Source organism: Thermus sp., assembly GCF_040290245.1.
Lineage (GTDB): Bacteria > Deinococcota > Deinococci > Deinococcales > Thermaceae > Thermus_A.
In genome coordinates this window covers 1-12,853 of sequence record NZ_PSMQ01000049.1, presented here as the reverse complement: position 1 = coordinate 12,853, position 12,853 = coordinate 1, and the positions used below count along the sequence as shown (strand labels likewise).

Genomic DNA, 12,853 nt, shown 5'->3' with positions numbered 1-12,853 from the left:
GATACCCTGAACCTCCTGGCCCAGCTCGGTCTCCGGCCGGGCCGGGAGGTCGAGATCCTGGAAAGAAGCCCGGAGGGGATCCGTCTTAAGGTGGGGCGGAAGACCTACCTCTTACCTCTTTCCCTGGCCCGGGCCCTAAGGGTTCAAAGCGCCGTAGCCCCCCCATCCACGGGAAGCACCACCCCGGTGACATAGTCCGAGGCCGGGCTCGCCAAAAAGAGCACCGCACCCCCAAGCTCCCCGGGCCTGCCCGGCCGGCCCAGGGGGAGGGTTTGCTGAAGCCGGGCCTCTATCTGGGGCAAAAGCCCCTCCGTCATCCGGGTGGGGAAAAACCCGGGGGCGAGGGCATTCACCCTGATCCCCCACCGCCCCCACTTGACCGCCAGATCCCGGGTCAGGGCCACCACCCCCCCCTTGGAGGCGGAGTACCCCACGGCGTCCAGAATCTCCGGGGGCTCCCCCTTGAGCCCGGCCACGGAGGCGATGTGGATGATCTTGCCGTATCCCCTTTCCCGCATCCTCTGCGCCGCAGCCCTACTGGCCAGAAAGGCCCCCAGGACGTTCACCTCCAAAACCTCCCGCACCTTTTCCGCGGGCATCTCCCAAGACGGGGCTCCCCAGGTCACCCCTGCGGCGTTGACCAAGACGGTAAGCGGACCAAGGGCCCTTTCCACCTCATCTACAATGGCCTGAAGGCGCTCCTCGCTGCGCACGTCCCCTTCCAGGTAAAGGGCATCCCCAAGGAGCGCTTTGGCCTCTGCGAAAAAGGCGGCCCGCCGGGCCATCACCGACACCTTAGCCCCCGCCTCCTTCAAAGCCAGGGCGGCCTCCAGGCCAAGCCCCCTGGACCCCCCGGTCACCAAGGCCACCTTCCCATCCAAGCGAAACTGCTCGAGAAACATCCCCCACCTCCCAGAAAAGGGCCTGCGCGGAGGAACCGGCCTAGGACCGGCCCTCTCCGGGGTACCCTCCCTCCTTCCGATAAAAAGTGGCCTTGGCAAAGGCCACCGGGTTACCCCCCTCGTCCAAGACCTCCCCGGCGGCGTGGAAAACCCGCCTGCCCGGGGCGAGAACCCAGCCCCTGGCGCGAAGAACCCCCTGGCGCACCGGGGCCAAATAGCTTAAGGAAAGCTCCACCGTGACCACCCGGGCCCCGCTTGGAAGGAGGCTTTCCACCGCCTGGCCCAAGGCGCTGTCCAGAAGCGCCGCCAGGATTCCCCCGTGGACCAGGCCCTGGCCCTGGATGAACTCCTCCCGCACGGGCAGGAGAAGCTCGGCCTCCCCCCCTTCCTTCCGCAGGACCCGGGCCTGGAACCAGCGAGCGAACGGGCTCAAACCGGCCTCCTCCGGACCATGGTTACAAACTCCCCCTCCTGGACCAGTTCACCCCGCTGGTTATACACCCGCACCCTCTGGACCAGGATCCCTCGGTCGGGCTTGCTGGTCTCCCGCTTCTCCAGGACCTCGCTCTCCCCCCGGACCGTGTCCCCGATGAACACCGGCTTCAAGAAGGCATACTTTCGGATCTCCAGCCAGGCGATGATCGTGCCCTCAAACTGTCCCGCGCGCTGCCGAAGACCCGTAAGCATGGAGAGGACCAACAGGCCATGGGCGATGCGCTGGCCAAAGGGGGTGGTCTTGGCGAACTCGAGATCGGTGTGGATGGGGTTGTAATCCCCCGAGACCCCGGCAAAGTTCACCACGTCCGCCTCCGTCACCGTCCGGGCCGGGGTCGTGAACCGCTGACCCACCTCGAAGTCCTCGAAGTACATGGGCATAGGCCTCCTCCTCTATTCAAGCCCCGTATGCGGCATAGACCAGGGTCCTAAACCGAAGCCACATCTTCTGGCCAAGCCGGGAGAAGAAGGCCCCATCGGGCCGCATCACGGAAAGAAGGCTTGGAGCCTGGACGAGAAGGACGGCGGAAAGACCCGCCTTGGGATCCACGAAAAAGTAGGTTCCCGCTAGGCCAGCCCAGTTCACCTCCCCTGGGTTTCCCGGGCTTAGGCTGGCCTCCTTCCGCACCGCCACCCCTAGGCCAAAGGTGTACCCCGGGCCCGGGGTGTACTCCTCCCCCCGGGCCAGAACCCCAGGGTAAAGGGGGCCCAGGTGATCCTCCTGCATAAAGTCCAGAAGCGCGCGGGAGACCGGCCCAAGACGGGTCCGGAGGGCCTCGGCGAAGCGCAGGTAGTCGTCCAGGGTGGAAAACCCCCCAGCCCCGCCCACGCACCGGCCCTCCTTGGGCTTAGGAGGGATCAGGCGGATGGGCGCCTGGGTCTCGGGGTCCTGGGGAAAGGGCTGGGCCAGCCGGGCCTCGTCCGCAGCAAAGCCCGAGTCCTTCATCCCCAAAGGCTCGAAAAGCCGCTTCCGCATAAGCCGGTCCAGGTCTTCCCCCGCAAGCTCCTCCAGCAGGTGGCCCAAAAGATCGGTGGAAAGCCCATACTCAAAGGTACTTCCCGGCTGGAAGCGCAAGGGGAGGCGGAAAAGGGCCTCCAGGAACTCCTCCCGGGTTTGATTCATCAGGTCCACCCCGGCCTCGAGGTAGAGCCTTTTGACCGGGGACTGGAAAAAAACGCCGTAGGTGAGGCCGGAGGTGTGGCGGAGGAGGTCGTAGACCAAAACCGGCCTCCTTGGGGGCTCGAGGCGGAAGCCTTCCCCTTCCTCCACGGCCACCATGGGACGAAACTGGGGGAAGTAAAGCTCCACCGGGTCCAAGAGGGAAAGCCTGCCCTCCTCCACGAAGGAAAGGGCCAGGAGGCTCGTCCAGGGCTTGGTCATGGAGTAGACGCGGAAAAGGGCATCCTCCCGCATGGGAGGCCCCTTTGGGCCCATCGCCCCCACCGCTTTCCGGAAGACCACCTCCCCGTCCTTCATCACCCCGGCCACCGCACCGGGAAAACTTCCCCGCTCCACCTCCTCGTTCAGCCATTCCAGTAGCCCCATAGACCACCCCTTTAGGCCGGGGCCGCCCCGACCGTCCGGCCGCCATCCACAAAAAGCACCTGGCCGGTGATGAAGCTGGACTCGTCCGAGACCAGAAAAAGCGCGGCATAGGCCACCTCCAAAGGCTTCCCCACCCGCCCTAAGGGCGTGGCCGCGATGGCCTTTTCCCGCACCTTCTCCGGCACCTGGGCCGTCATCCGGGTCTCGATGAACCCAGGGGCCAGGGCGTTCACCCGGATGCCCCACCGCCCAAGCTCCAGGGCCAGGGTCCGGGTAAGCCCCACCACCCCCGCCTTCGAGGCCGAGTAGTTGGCCTGGCCCAGATTCCCCAGGTACACCCGGCTGGAGGTGAGCACAATGCTCCCAGGGTTCTTCTCCCGCATGGCCTCGGAAGCCGCCTTGGCCACCAGGAAACTCCCCGTCAGGTTGACCCGGATGACCCGTTCCCAGTCCTCCAGCGTCATCTTCCAGTGAAAACCGTCCCGGGTGATCCCCGCGTAATGCACCACCCCATCCAGCCGGCCAAACGCCTCCAGAGCCCGGCTGAACCCCACCTCCACCGAACGGGGGTCCGCCACATCCATGACCACCCCCAGGGCCCCCATGGCCGTAGCCGCCTCAAAAAGGGGCGCCTCCTCCAAATCGCAGGCGATAAGCCTCGCCCCCTCCCGGGCAAAGAGCTCCAGCGTGGCCCGGCCGATCCCATGCGCCGCACCGGTGATGAGCACCACCTTCCCGTCCAGCCTTCCCATCCCCTCCTCCCCTCAGCCAAACGCCCTTATCCCCGTGAGATGGGCTCCGATGACCAGCTTCTGCACCTCGCTCGTCCCTTCGTACAAGGTGGCGATCCGGGCATCCCGGTAAAGCCTCGCCGCTTCGTACTCCTCAAAAAAGCCGTAGCCCCCGTGAATCTGGATAGCCTTATACGCGGCGCGGTTGGCCGCCTCGCTGGCGAAAAGCTTGGCCATGGAGGCCTCGAGGGTGAACCGCTCCCCGGCTTCCTTCTTCCTGAGGGCGCTTTCCACCAGAAGCCGAGCGGCCTCGAGGTCCACCCTCATCTCCGCCAGCATCTCCTGAACCAGCTGGAAGCCCGCGATTGCTCGGCCAAACTGGTGACGTTCCTTAGCGTAGGCCAAGGAAAGCTCCAAAGCCCGCTTGATGATCCCCACGCTCCCCGCCGCCAGGGAAAGCCGACCCACGTCCAGTGTGGAAAGGGCGATCTTGAACCCCTCCCCCTCCTGGCCCAAAACCCGCTCCTTTGGGACGAAGACCCCGTCTAGGTAAACCGCCCCGGTGTCCGCCGCCCTCAGACCCAGTTTGCCCTTTAAGGGCGTGGAACGCACCCCATCCTTCCGCTCCACCAAAAACGCGGTGATGCCCTGCGCCCCCTTTTCAGGCTCTGTCTTGGCGAAGACGAGGAAGAGCTCCGCCACATTGCCGTGGGAGATGAAGGTCTTCTGGCCAGAGATCAGATACCCCCCCTCCACCCGCTGAGCCCGGGTCCTGAGACTGGCCGCATCCGAGCCTGACCCCGGCTCGGTAAGGGCATAAGCCCCTAGGATCTCTCCCCGGGCCAGCCGGGGAAGGTAGGCCCTTTTCTGCGCCTCCGTCCCGTAGGTGAGGATGGGGGTGGCCACCAGGCTCTGCTGGACCGAGAGCACGGAGCGCAAGGAGGCATAGGCCCCCATCTCCTCCAAAAGGGCCAGGTAGGGCCCGTACCCAAGCCCCACCCCTCCGTAGGCCTCCGGAACCACCACCCCCAGGAAGCCCAGCTCGGCCATCCTCCGCACCAGAGGCCAGGGGAACTCCTCCTTCGCTTCGTACTCGGGAAGCCTTTCCCTAACTTCTTTCTCTATAAAGCTTCGCGCCAGTGCCTTTAGCTCCTTAAAGGTTTCCATCCTGAAGCCCCCTCAGAACCAGATCCCAGTACTTTCGCGCCACCTCTTCCGCCTTCATCGGCCCCCCAGGCTTGAACCAGCGGATCATCCAGTTGAGCAAGGAAAGCACCGCCCGCCCCGCCAAAGCCACGTCCACCGGGCGAAAAACCCCCTGGTCCACCCCCTTTTGCAGGATGCGCCTTAGGTTCGCCTCGTGACGGTCCCGCAGGCGGACCGTCTCCTCCCGATGGGGCAAGGAGAGGCTGGCCAGGCCCTGGAGCATGACCACGAAAAAGGGGTGGTTCTCCTCGATGTAACGGGCATGGCCCTCCATGAATAAAAGAAGGGCCCGCCTAGGGTCCTCCTCGCGAAGCGCCCTTTCCCCCCGCGCCAAAAGCTCGGAAAGGGCGAGGAGGCTGATCTGGTAAAGGATCTCCTCCTTGCTCCGGAAGTGGTGGTAAAGCGCCGCCTTGGAAAGGCCAAGCGCCTGGGCCAGATCCTGCATGGAAGCCCCCTCGTATCCTTTCTCGGCAAAGATGCGGGCCGCTTCTTGGAGGATGCGGGTTTTGGTGGAGGCTTCCGTCATACAACCTCACCGACCGGTCGGTAAGGATACCATAGTCCGGTTGGACCCAGGGTGTCAAGGGCTTACTCCTCGAGCCAGGCGTAGTAGGGGGTTTCCACAAAGGGGGGCGGGGCCGGATAGAAGGCAAAGCCCAGAAGGCGCAGGATCCCGTCCTCATAAGCAAAGTCCAGAGGGTCCAAAGCCAGGGGGAGGTGGTAGACCTCCCGGGGGGGAAGGCCAAGCCGCCCAAGCCCTAGGGGGCTCATCCGCCCCACCAAGAGGTAGCGGGCCAGAACGGGCCCCTCGTGGGTGTAAAGCCGGCATGGCCTACCCAAGTCCAGAAGAAGCGCCTTTTCCTTGACCAGAAGCCTAGGCTCCATCAGTAGTAGACCACGGGCCGCCCCCCCACCCAGGCCACCTGGACCAAGGGTCCATAGACCCCGCGCAAAAAGGGCTCGGTGAAAAGGGCCTCCGGCCTCCCCTCGGCCAGGACCCTCCCCTCCTTTAGAAAGATCACCCGATCGGCCCGGGCGGCCTGGTTGGGGTCATGGAAAACGGCCAAAACCCCCATCCCCCCTCGAGCCAGGCCCAGAAGCAGCTCAAGGAGGCCCGCCTGGTGCTCGAGGTCCAGATGGTTCAGAGGCTCGTCCAAGAGGAGGTAGCTGGGCCGGGCGGCCAGAGCCCGTGCCAGAAGGACCCGCTGCCTCTCCCCCCCGGAAAGAGCCCCTAGGGGCCGGTCGCAAAACGAGGCGGTCCGGGTCACCTCCATGGCCCACTCCACCGCCTCCTTGTCCTCCCGGCTCTCCCGGCCCAGAAGCCCCTGGTAGGGCAGGCGGCCCAGCCGAACCACCTCCTCCACCCAAAGCCCCTCAGGCACGGGCCCCGCCTGGGGCAGATAGGCCAGCCTCCGCCCCCGCTCGTAGCTTCGGTAGCGGCGAAGGAGAAGGCCGTCCAGGTAAACCCGGCCCCTCCTGGGGGCCTCAAGGCCCAAAAGGATGCGCAGGAGGGTGGTCTTCCCCGACCCGTTCGGCCCTAAAAGGGCCACGAACTCCCCGGGCCGAAGAAACAGGCTTACGCCCCTAAGGGCGTGCCGCCCGTACACCTCCTGGGCCTCAAGCCCGTCCACGCCCCCTCCACATGAGGTAGAGGAAGAAAGGCCCCCCCAGCAGAGTCGTCACCACCCCCACAGGCAGCTCCGCAGGCCGGGTAAGGGTACGGGCGAGAAGGTCGGCGAGGACCAAGAAGGCCGCCCCCCCCAAGAAGGAGGCGGGCAGGAGGACCCGGTAGTCCTCCCCGAGAAGCCGGCGCAGGAGGTGAGGGGTGATGAGCCCCACGAAGCCGATAATCCCCGCCTGGGCCACGCTGGCCGCGGTGAGAAGGGCTGCCAAGGCGATGAGGAGGAGCTTTAGGGCCTCGAGGGGCAGCCCCAGGCTCTTCGCCACCTCTTCCCCCAGGGCCAAAGCGTTCAGCACCCGGCCAAAGAGGGAGAGAGGGCTGGAAAGTAGGCCAAAAAGCGCGAGCGCCTTGACCCCCGGCCAGCCCACAAAGGCCAGGTTCCCCAGGGTGTAAGCAAAGACGGCCCGCACCCGGTCCGCGTCCTGCATCATCAGGTAGGTGGTGAGGCCCGTGAAGACGCTCCCCACCACCACACCCGCCAGGACCAGATCGTGCGTTCTGGCCGCACCCCCGGCCAGAACCAGGGTAAGGCCCACCGCGAAAAGCGCCCCCAGAAACCCCGCCAAGGTGGCGGAGAGGGGAAGGCTGGAAAAGACCGCATGCTGGGCGAAGGCGGGGGATAAGGCCCCCGCGAAAAGGGCGTATAGGGTGACCCCTAAAGCCGCCCCCGAGGCGGAGCCCATGAGGTAGGGGTCAGCCAGGGGGTTTCGGAAAAGCCCCTGAAAGGCCGCCCCCGCCAGGGCTAGGCTTCCCCCCACCAAAGCCCCCCCCAGGACCCGGGGAAGGCGGAGCTCGGTGAGGACAGGGTTCTCCGAAAGCCCTAAAAGGGCCCGGAGCACCTCGCCAGGCGGAACCTGAACCGCCCCCACCCCCACGCCCAGGATGAGGGCAAAGAGTAGGAAGAGGAGGAGTCCGAAAAGGGCCAGGCCCTGGCGGAGAAAACGAGGGTGGGAGCGGCTTCCCGTCATCTGTGGAAGCAATCCACCAAAAGGCGCAGACCCTGGGCCACCCGGGGGCCGGGCCTAGAGAGGAGGCTGTCCTGGCCGCCCGTATAGACGCAGATCCGGCCTTCCCGCACCGCCTTGATCAGGTCAAACCCCGGCCGGCTCTTCAAAACCCGCTCCGCGTCGGGATAGGTGGCCACGATGACCTCAGGATTCCTCTCCAAGACGAACTCCGGGCTGATCTTGGGGAAGAGGCCAAGCTCCTTGGGAATGATGTTCACCCCTCGAGCCTTCTGGATGAGGACCCCGATGAAGGACTCCGGGCCCACGGTATAGGGGGTGGGGTCGATCTCGTAGTAGACCCGGGGCCGGGTCTTGGCCTTGGCCGCCCGGGACTCCTCCAGATAAACCTCCTTCTGGATCCGGGCCACCAGCCTCTCCCCTTCCGCCTCCCGGCCCAAAAGCCTGGCCAGGGCCCGGACGGTGCGGAAGATGTCCTCGTAGGTCTCCGTTTTCACGACATACACCGTAAGGCCTGCCCGCTCCAGGGTCTCGTACAGCCTCCCATACTTGGAGACGATGACCAAATCAGGCTTCAAGGAGACGATGAGCTCGGGGTTGGGGTTGTAAAGCCCCCCCGCCTTGGGGAGCCGTTTCACCTCCTCGGGAAAGTCGGAGTAATCGTCCGTGGCCACGAGGAGGCCACAGGCCCCGAGGGCACAGATCGTCTCTGTGGCCGAGGGAAGCATGCTCACCACCCGCTTGGGCGGGGCCTTTAGGGCAACGTTCCGCCCCAGGTCGTCCTTAAGCGTCAGGGGAAAGGCCAAAGCAAAGGTCAAAACCACCGAAAGGGCCGTGAGAATCCTTTTCACACCTACCTCCCTTCCGGCCCGCCGGGCCCAAACTCCCCAAGGGAAAGGCACCGGGAGGTAGAAAAACCCCCGCCGGAGCGGCGGGGGTTAAAGGACAGCTCAGACCCCCACGCCTCCCCCTTCCTCGAGAGGTGCCCCCTTGGGGAACAGGGGCGGCCCTGGCAGGCATTCGGGCTTCCGGCCAAGACGAACGCCGCGACGTTGGGCCGGTTACCGTTGCGGGACAGCGCCGGACTCTCACCGGACTTCCCCACTTTAAGCCTGGACTACGCGCCCAGGCACCAGGGCTTTCCAAGGACCCGGGTTTTAGGAGCCCTAGCGGGCCTCGGCCTTAAGGCTACACCCACCCCTCCTTTTCGGGCAAGCCCCAGGGAGGTGGGTGAAAAGTGGGGTGGAAGTGGGAGGGGGTGGAAATTTGTGGGGAATTCGTGGTATACTCCCTGCCAGGAAACCTTCCTGGGCAAGGGAAGGCCCCCTGCAAGCCGTCCTCGAGCCAGTGGGAGAAGGTGGGAGATGCCTTTCGGGGAGTTCCAGTACAGCCTGGACGACAAGGGCCGGGTGGTCATCCCCCAGCCCTTCCGGGAGTTTTTAGAGGACGGCCTCGTCCTCACCCGGGGGATGGAGGGGTGCCTCTACGCCTTCCCCACGGCCGCCTGGAAGAAGATCGAAGAGCAGCTCATCCACCTCCCCCTCATCGATGAAAAGGCGCGGGCCTTCGTCCGCTTCTTCTACTCCGGCGCCCACAAGACCCGGATGGACAACGCCTCCCGCATCCTCATCCCCCCACCCTTGCGGCAGTTCGCCGGCCTGCAGGAAGGAGGAGAGGTGGTGGTGGCGGGGGCCCCGGGAAGGCTGGAGATCTGGAGTCTGGAGAGATGGTGGCAGACGATTCAAAAGATTATGGAGAATCCGCCAGCCCCAGAAGCCTTGAAAGGACTGGTGGGCTGATTGGAATGGACCATGATCACGCATATTCCCGTACTTTTTGAAGAAGCGTTGGAGTATTTGGCCATAAGGCCCGGAGGCCTCTACGTGGACGCCACCTTGGGGGGAGCGGGCCACACCCAGGGCATCCTGGCCCGGGGAGGCCGGGTCATCGGCCTAGACCAGGATCCGGAGGCGGTCAAGCGGGCTTTGGAGATGAGGCTTCCAGGCCTCACCGTGGTCAAGAGCAACTTCCGCAACCTAGGAAGGGTGCTGGACGAGCTCGGCGTAGGGCAGGTGGAGGGCATCCTGGCCGACCTCGGCCTTTCCAGCTTCCACCTGGAAGACCCCCGACGGGGCTTCAGTTATGCCCAGGAGGGGCCTTTGGACATGCGGATGGGCGAGGAGGGGCCCACCGCGGAGGAGGTGGTCAACACCCTAAGCCAGGAGGAGCTTTACCGCATCCTCAAGGAGTATGGGGAGGAGCCCAGGGCCTTCGCCATCGCCAAAGCGATCGTGGAAGCCAGACGGCAAAGGCCCATCCGGACCACCAAGGAACTCGCGGAAATTGTGCGAAAGGCCGTGGGATTCCGCAAGGCCGGCCACCCGGCGCGCAAGACCTTCCAGGCCCTCAGGATCTACGTCAACGACGAGCTCGGTGCCCTGGGGGCCCTGCTCCAGGCCGCGCAAAGCCGTCTCGCCCCGGGGGGAAGGCTGGTGGTCATCAGCTTCCACTCCCTCGAGGACCGGATCGTCAAGCGCTTCCTGAAGGAAAGCAGCCTCCGCATCCTGACCAAGAAGCCCGTAGTCCCCTCGGCGATGGAGGTGCGGGCCAACCCCAGGGCGCGAAGCGCCAAGCTCCGCGCGGCGGAAAAGGGGGTGGCCTGATGCGGCCGCTGGTGCGCTGGGGACTCCTTTACGTTTTGGCCCTTTTGCTGCTTGCGGGGCTTGGCCACCGCAACCAGATGGAGGCCCGTTCCATACGGACCATGGAGGAGGAGTTGAAAAAGCTGAGGGCGGAGGAGGTGCGGCTTCTGAAAACCGCCCTCCTCTCCGCCCGGCCTCTGGAGGTCCTCCGCTGGGCGGAAAAGAGGGGGCTTGTGCCCATGAGCGAGGGGAGGTGGGGGCGGTGAAGGAGAAGGCCGTTGCTTCGGTTCGGAGGGGTGAACAGGGAGAGGCCTTAGGGGTAAACCGCCTACCGATCCTGGTCCTGGCCGGACTGGCCTACCTCCTCCTCCTAGCCTATGGGGTCTACACCCTGGTCCGGGCGGGGCCAAAACCCGTCTTCCTCTCCCCGCCCTCCACCCCCTTAAGGGGCAACCTCTACGCGGAAGACGGCACCCCCCTGGCCCTTACCTTAGAAGGGGAGCGGTTCTATCCCCTGGGGGAGAGCATGAGCCAGCTTCTGGGCTTTGGAGAGCGGGGGGGCTCGAGGGGCCTCGAGGGGTTGGAAAAGGACCTGGACGCCTCCTTAAGCCAGGGGCGTTCCGTCACCCTGACCCTGGACCCCTGGGTGCAGGCCATGGCGGAAAGGGCCCTATGGGAGGGGATAGAGAGGAGTGGAGCCGAGTTTGGAAGCCTGGTGGTCCTGGCCCCAGACGGACGCGTCCTGGCCTTGGCCAACGGCCCAGCCTTTGACCCCACTGCTCCCCGCAAGGACCCAAGCCGGGACATCTCCTGGCGGAACCACGCCCTTTTGGTCCCCCTTGAACCCGGCTCCACCATGAAGGCGCTCACCGCGGCTATGCTCCTGCAGGAAGGCCTCGCCACCCTCGCCACCCCGGTGGAGGCCCCCATGAGCCGGCGGGTGGACGGGTGGACCATAAACGATGTCGTCCCCCATCCGCCCCGCCTCACCCTGAAGGAGGTCCTGAAGTACTCCTCCAACGTAGGGATCAGCACCCTAGCTGAACGTCTACCCAAGGAAAAATTCTTCTCCTACATGCAAAGGCTTCATCTAACCGATTCCGAGCTCCTGGAAAGAGTCCGGGTAGCCCGGCCCATCTACGAGCCCCCCAGCACCTGGAGCCGGGCCGCCTATGCCAACCACACCTTCGGGCAGGGCTTCCTCATTACCCCGCTCCACCTGGCGGCCGCCTTCAACGCTTTAGTGGATGGGCGCTACCACAGGCCACGCCTCTTCCCGGGAGAGGATGAGGCCGAAGAGGTCTTCTCCCTTGAAGTGGCCAGAAGGCTTCGGCAGGCCCTGGTGGAGATCAGCGTGCCCAAGGCCACGCTTCCCGGCTACGCCCTGGGGGGGAAGACGGGAACCGCCCAGGTGGTGATCCGGGGCCAGTACTCCCGGGAGGTCTACACCGCCTGGTACGCGGGCTTCGTCCCCGCGGACAAGCCTTTAGCCACGGTGGTGGTCTCCCTTTACCACCCCAAAGGCCAGATCCACGGGGCCCAGGTGGCCGCCCCCGTGTTCCGGGGCTTCGCCTCGAGCTTCCTGGCCTACAAGGGGGTGCGGCCCGTGTATGCTGAAGGGCGGTGAGTGGGTTGTGCAGGGTGTGTATGTTAGGGAAATAACGCCAAAATGGGTGGCCGAGGCCACGGGCGGTCGGCTCCACCCTGGGGGCAGGCCGGTCTTTGACCTGGTCTGGGACTCGAGGGAGGCGGGGGCCGGGACCCTTTTCGTGGCCCTGCCGGGGAAGAGGACCCACGGCCGCCTCTTCGTGGAGGAGGCCCTGGCCCGGGGGGCCCACCTCATCCTCAGCGACCAGCCGGGCAGGGCTACGGTGGAGGTGGACCGGCCCGAGGAGGCCCTTATCCGGCTTGGATCGAGGCTCCGGGCCCTCTTTTCGGGGCCGGTGGTGGCCGTGGGGGGCAGCTCGGGCAAAACCACCACCAAGGAGGCCATCGCCCAAGGGCTGGGCCTGGCCGCTCCTCCGGGCAACCAGAACACCGCTCCCCCTTTGGCCCGCTTCTTCCTCCGCCTGGACCCGAAGGCCAAGGGGGCGGTGGTGGAGCTGGGGATTGACCGGATCGGGGAGATGGCCGAGCTCATGGAGATGACCAGGCCCCACCTCTCCGTTTTGACCGCCTTAGGGGAGGAACACCTCGAGGCCTTCAAGGACCTCAAAACCGTCATCCGGGAGGAAACGGTGCTTCTAAAGGCCCCTTCGAGCCTTGTCTACGAAGGGGCGGCCCGGCTTCTTGGTGCCCCCAAGGGGCTTACCACCTACGGGTTCCAGGAGGCCAGCTTTTTGGGCCGGGAGCTGGAACTTTTCCCCACCAAAAGCCGCTTCCGCTACCGAGGGCTAAGGGTGGAGATCCCCTACCCCGGCCTGGGGCCGGCCCTGGCGGGGCTCGCCGCCCTGGCCGCGGCTGAGGTCTTGGGCTTTCCTCCGCAGGAAGTAGCGGAGCGGCTTTCCCATCTGAGCCTTCCCCCTGGGCGGATGGAGCGGATCGAGAAGGACGGCGTGGTCTTTGTCAACGATGCCTACAACGCCAACCCGCTTTCCATGCGGGCCGGTCTTTTGTGGCTTTCAAGGCAACCCGGGCGGAAGTGGGCGGTTTTAGGGGAGATGCGGGAGCTGGGCCCAGCGGCCG

The 12,853-nt window shown here is 65.5% G+C and carries 17 protein-coding genes and 1 riboswitch; of the genes, 6 read left to right on the top strand and 11 right to left on the bottom strand.

Annotated elements, in window-relative coordinates; genetic code table 11:
- On the top strand, positions 1-195 hold a 195-nt coding region (locus C4301_RS07460; RefSeq protein ID WP_352414468.1), incomplete at its 5' end, for a FeoA family protein.
- On the opposite strand, the gene C4301_RS07455 is transcribed toward C4301_RS07460, so the two are convergent.
- From C4301_RS07455 to C4301_RS07405, 11 genes are all read right to left on the bottom strand, one after another.
- The gene (locus tag C4301_RS07455) at positions 144-902 is read right to left on the bottom strand and encodes an SDR family oxidoreductase (protein ID WP_352414467.1); all 759 of its coding nucleotides are present in this window, start codon (positions 900-902) and stop codon (positions 144-146) included. The genes C4301_RS07460 and C4301_RS07455 overlap by 52 nt on opposite strands.
- A 40-nt stretch (positions 903-942) precedes the next feature.
- Entirely contained in the window at positions 943-1,335 is a 393-nt protein-coding gene (locus C4301_RS07450) for a PaaI family thioesterase (RefSeq protein ID WP_352414466.1), read from the bottom strand.
- Complete coding sequence (locus tag C4301_RS07445; protein WP_352414465.1) at positions 1,332-1,778, bottom strand: MaoC family dehydratase; 447 nt, start codon at positions 1,776-1,778, stop codon at positions 1,332-1,334. Before C4301_RS07445 ends, C4301_RS07450 begins: the two co-directional genes overlap by 4 nt.
- 16 nt (positions 1,779-1,794) lie before the next feature.
- Entirely contained in the window at positions 1,795-2,943 is a 1,149-nt protein-coding gene (locus tag C4301_RS07440) for a serine hydrolase domain-containing protein (protein ID WP_352414464.1), read from the bottom strand.
- A gap of 11 nt (positions 2,944-2,954) precedes the next feature.
- Positions 2,955-3,695: an SDR family oxidoreductase gene (locus C4301_RS07435; RefSeq protein ID WP_352414463.1), complete on the bottom strand. Its 741-nt coding sequence runs from the start codon at positions 3,693-3,695 to the stop codon at positions 2,955-2,957.
- Positions 3,696-3,707: 12 nt separating this feature from the next.
- The gene (locus C4301_RS07430; protein ID WP_352414462.1) at positions 3,708-4,841 is read right to left on the bottom strand and encodes an acyl-CoA dehydrogenase family protein; all 1,134 of its coding nucleotides are present in this window, start codon (positions 4,839-4,841) and stop codon (positions 3,708-3,710) included.
- Positions 4,828-5,406 (bottom strand): TetR/AcrR family transcriptional regulator, encoded by a 579-nt coding sequence (locus tag C4301_RS07425; RefSeq protein WP_352414461.1) that lies wholly within the window; start codon positions 5,404-5,406, stop codon positions 4,828-4,830. Before C4301_RS07425 ends, C4301_RS07430 begins: the two co-directional genes overlap by 14 nt.
- Positions 5,407-5,468: 62 nt before the next feature.
- Positions 5,469-5,765 (bottom strand): hypothetical protein, encoded by a 297-nt coding sequence (locus C4301_RS07420; RefSeq protein WP_352414460.1) that lies wholly within the window; start codon positions 5,763-5,765, stop codon positions 5,469-5,471.
- On the bottom strand, positions 5,765-6,511 hold the full coding sequence (locus C4301_RS07415; protein ID WP_352414459.1) for an ABC transporter ATP-binding protein: 747 nt from the start codon (positions 6,509-6,511) through the stop codon (positions 5,765-5,767). Before C4301_RS07415 ends, C4301_RS07420 begins: the two co-directional genes overlap by 1 nt.
- Entirely contained in the window at positions 6,498-7,529 is a 1,032-nt protein-coding gene (locus tag C4301_RS07410) for a FecCD family ABC transporter permease (protein WP_352414470.1), read from the bottom strand. The genes C4301_RS07415 and C4301_RS07410 overlap by 14 nt, the downstream gene beginning before the upstream one ends.
- Positions 7,526-8,377 (bottom strand): ABC transporter substrate-binding protein, encoded by an 852-nt coding sequence (locus tag C4301_RS07405; protein WP_352414458.1) that lies wholly within the window; start codon positions 8,375-8,377, stop codon positions 7,526-7,528. Before C4301_RS07405 ends, C4301_RS07410 begins: the two co-directional genes overlap by 4 nt.
- A gap of 143 nt (positions 8,378-8,520) precedes the next feature.
- A riboswitch (cobalamin riboswitch) is annotated at positions 8,521-8,678 on the bottom strand.
- Positions 8,679-8,890: 212 nt separating this feature from the next.
- Here C4301_RS07405 and mraZ point away from each other — a divergent pair.
- From mraZ to C4301_RS07380, 5 genes are all read left to right on the top strand, one after another.
- A complete protein-coding gene (gene mraZ / locus C4301_RS07400; RefSeq protein ID WP_352414457.1) occupies positions 8,891-9,325 on the top strand; it encodes a division/cell wall cluster transcriptional repressor MraZ in 435 nt (144 codons plus the stop codon).
- 12 nt (positions 9,326-9,337) lie between these two features.
- Entirely contained in the window at positions 9,338-10,189 is an 852-nt protein-coding gene (rsmH, locus tag C4301_RS07395; RefSeq protein ID WP_352414456.1) for a 16S rRNA (cytosine(1402)-N(4))-methyltransferase RsmH, read from the top strand.
- A complete protein-coding gene (locus C4301_RS07390) occupies positions 10,189-10,434 on the top strand; it encodes a hypothetical protein (RefSeq protein WP_352414455.1) in 246 nt (81 codons plus the stop codon). The genes rsmH and C4301_RS07390 overlap by 1 nt, the downstream gene beginning before the upstream one ends.
- Complete coding sequence (locus C4301_RS07385; protein WP_503012407.1) at positions 10,431-11,795, top strand: peptidoglycan D,D-transpeptidase FtsI family protein; 1,365 nt, start codon at positions 10,431-10,433, stop codon at positions 11,793-11,795. The genes C4301_RS07390 and C4301_RS07385 overlap by 4 nt, the downstream gene beginning before the upstream one ends.
- Positions 11,779-12,853: Mur ligase family protein (locus C4301_RS07380; RefSeq protein ID WP_352414454.1), on the top strand; the 1,075-nt coding region annotated here is incomplete at its 3' end. The genes C4301_RS07385 and C4301_RS07380, both read left to right, overlap by 17 nt.

Excerpts from the sequence above, each read along its gene's own strand:
- C4301_RS07440 (WP_352414464.1), bottom strand. The coding sequence starts at position 2,943 with ATGGGGCTACTGGAATGGCTGAACGAGGAGGTGGAGCGGGGAAGTTTT.
- C4301_RS07445 (WP_352414465.1), bottom strand. The coding sequence starts at position 1,778 with ATGCCCATGTACTTCGAGGACTTCGAGGTGGGTCAGCGGTTCACGACC.
- mraZ (WP_352414457.1), top strand. The coding sequence starts at position 8,891 with ATGCCTTTCGGGGAGTTCCAGTACAGCCTGGACGACAAGGGCCGGGTG.
- C4301_RS07435 (WP_352414463.1), bottom strand. The coding sequence starts at position 3,695 with ATGGGAAGGCTGGACGGGAAGGTGGTGCTCATCACCGGTGCGGCGCAT.
- C4301_RS07390 (WP_352414455.1), top strand. The coding sequence starts at position 10,189 with ATGCGGCCGCTGGTGCGCTGGGGACTCCTTTACGTTTTGGCCCTTTTG.
- C4301_RS07425 (WP_352414461.1), bottom strand. The coding sequence starts at position 5,406 with ATGACGGAAGCCTCCACCAAAACCCGCATCCTCCAAGAAGCGGCCCGC.
- rsmH (WP_352414456.1), top strand. The coding sequence starts at position 9,338 with ATGATCACGCATATTCCCGTACTTTTTGAAGAAGCGTTGGAGTATTTG.
- C4301_RS07420 (WP_352414460.1), bottom strand. The coding sequence starts at position 5,765 with ATGGAGCCTAGGCTTCTGGTCAAGGAAAAGGCGCTTCTTCTGGACTTG.
- C4301_RS07455 (WP_352414467.1), bottom strand. The coding sequence starts at position 902 with ATGTTTCTCGAGCAGTTTCGCTTGGATGGGAAGGTGGCCTTGGTGACC.
- C4301_RS07430 (WP_352414462.1), bottom strand. The coding sequence starts at position 4,841 with ATGGAAACCTTTAAGGAGCTAAAGGCACTGGCGCGAAGCTTTATAGAG.
- C4301_RS07410 (WP_352414470.1), bottom strand. The coding sequence starts at position 7,529 with ATGACGGGAAGCCGCTCCCACCCTCGTTTTCTCCGCCAGGGCCTGGCC.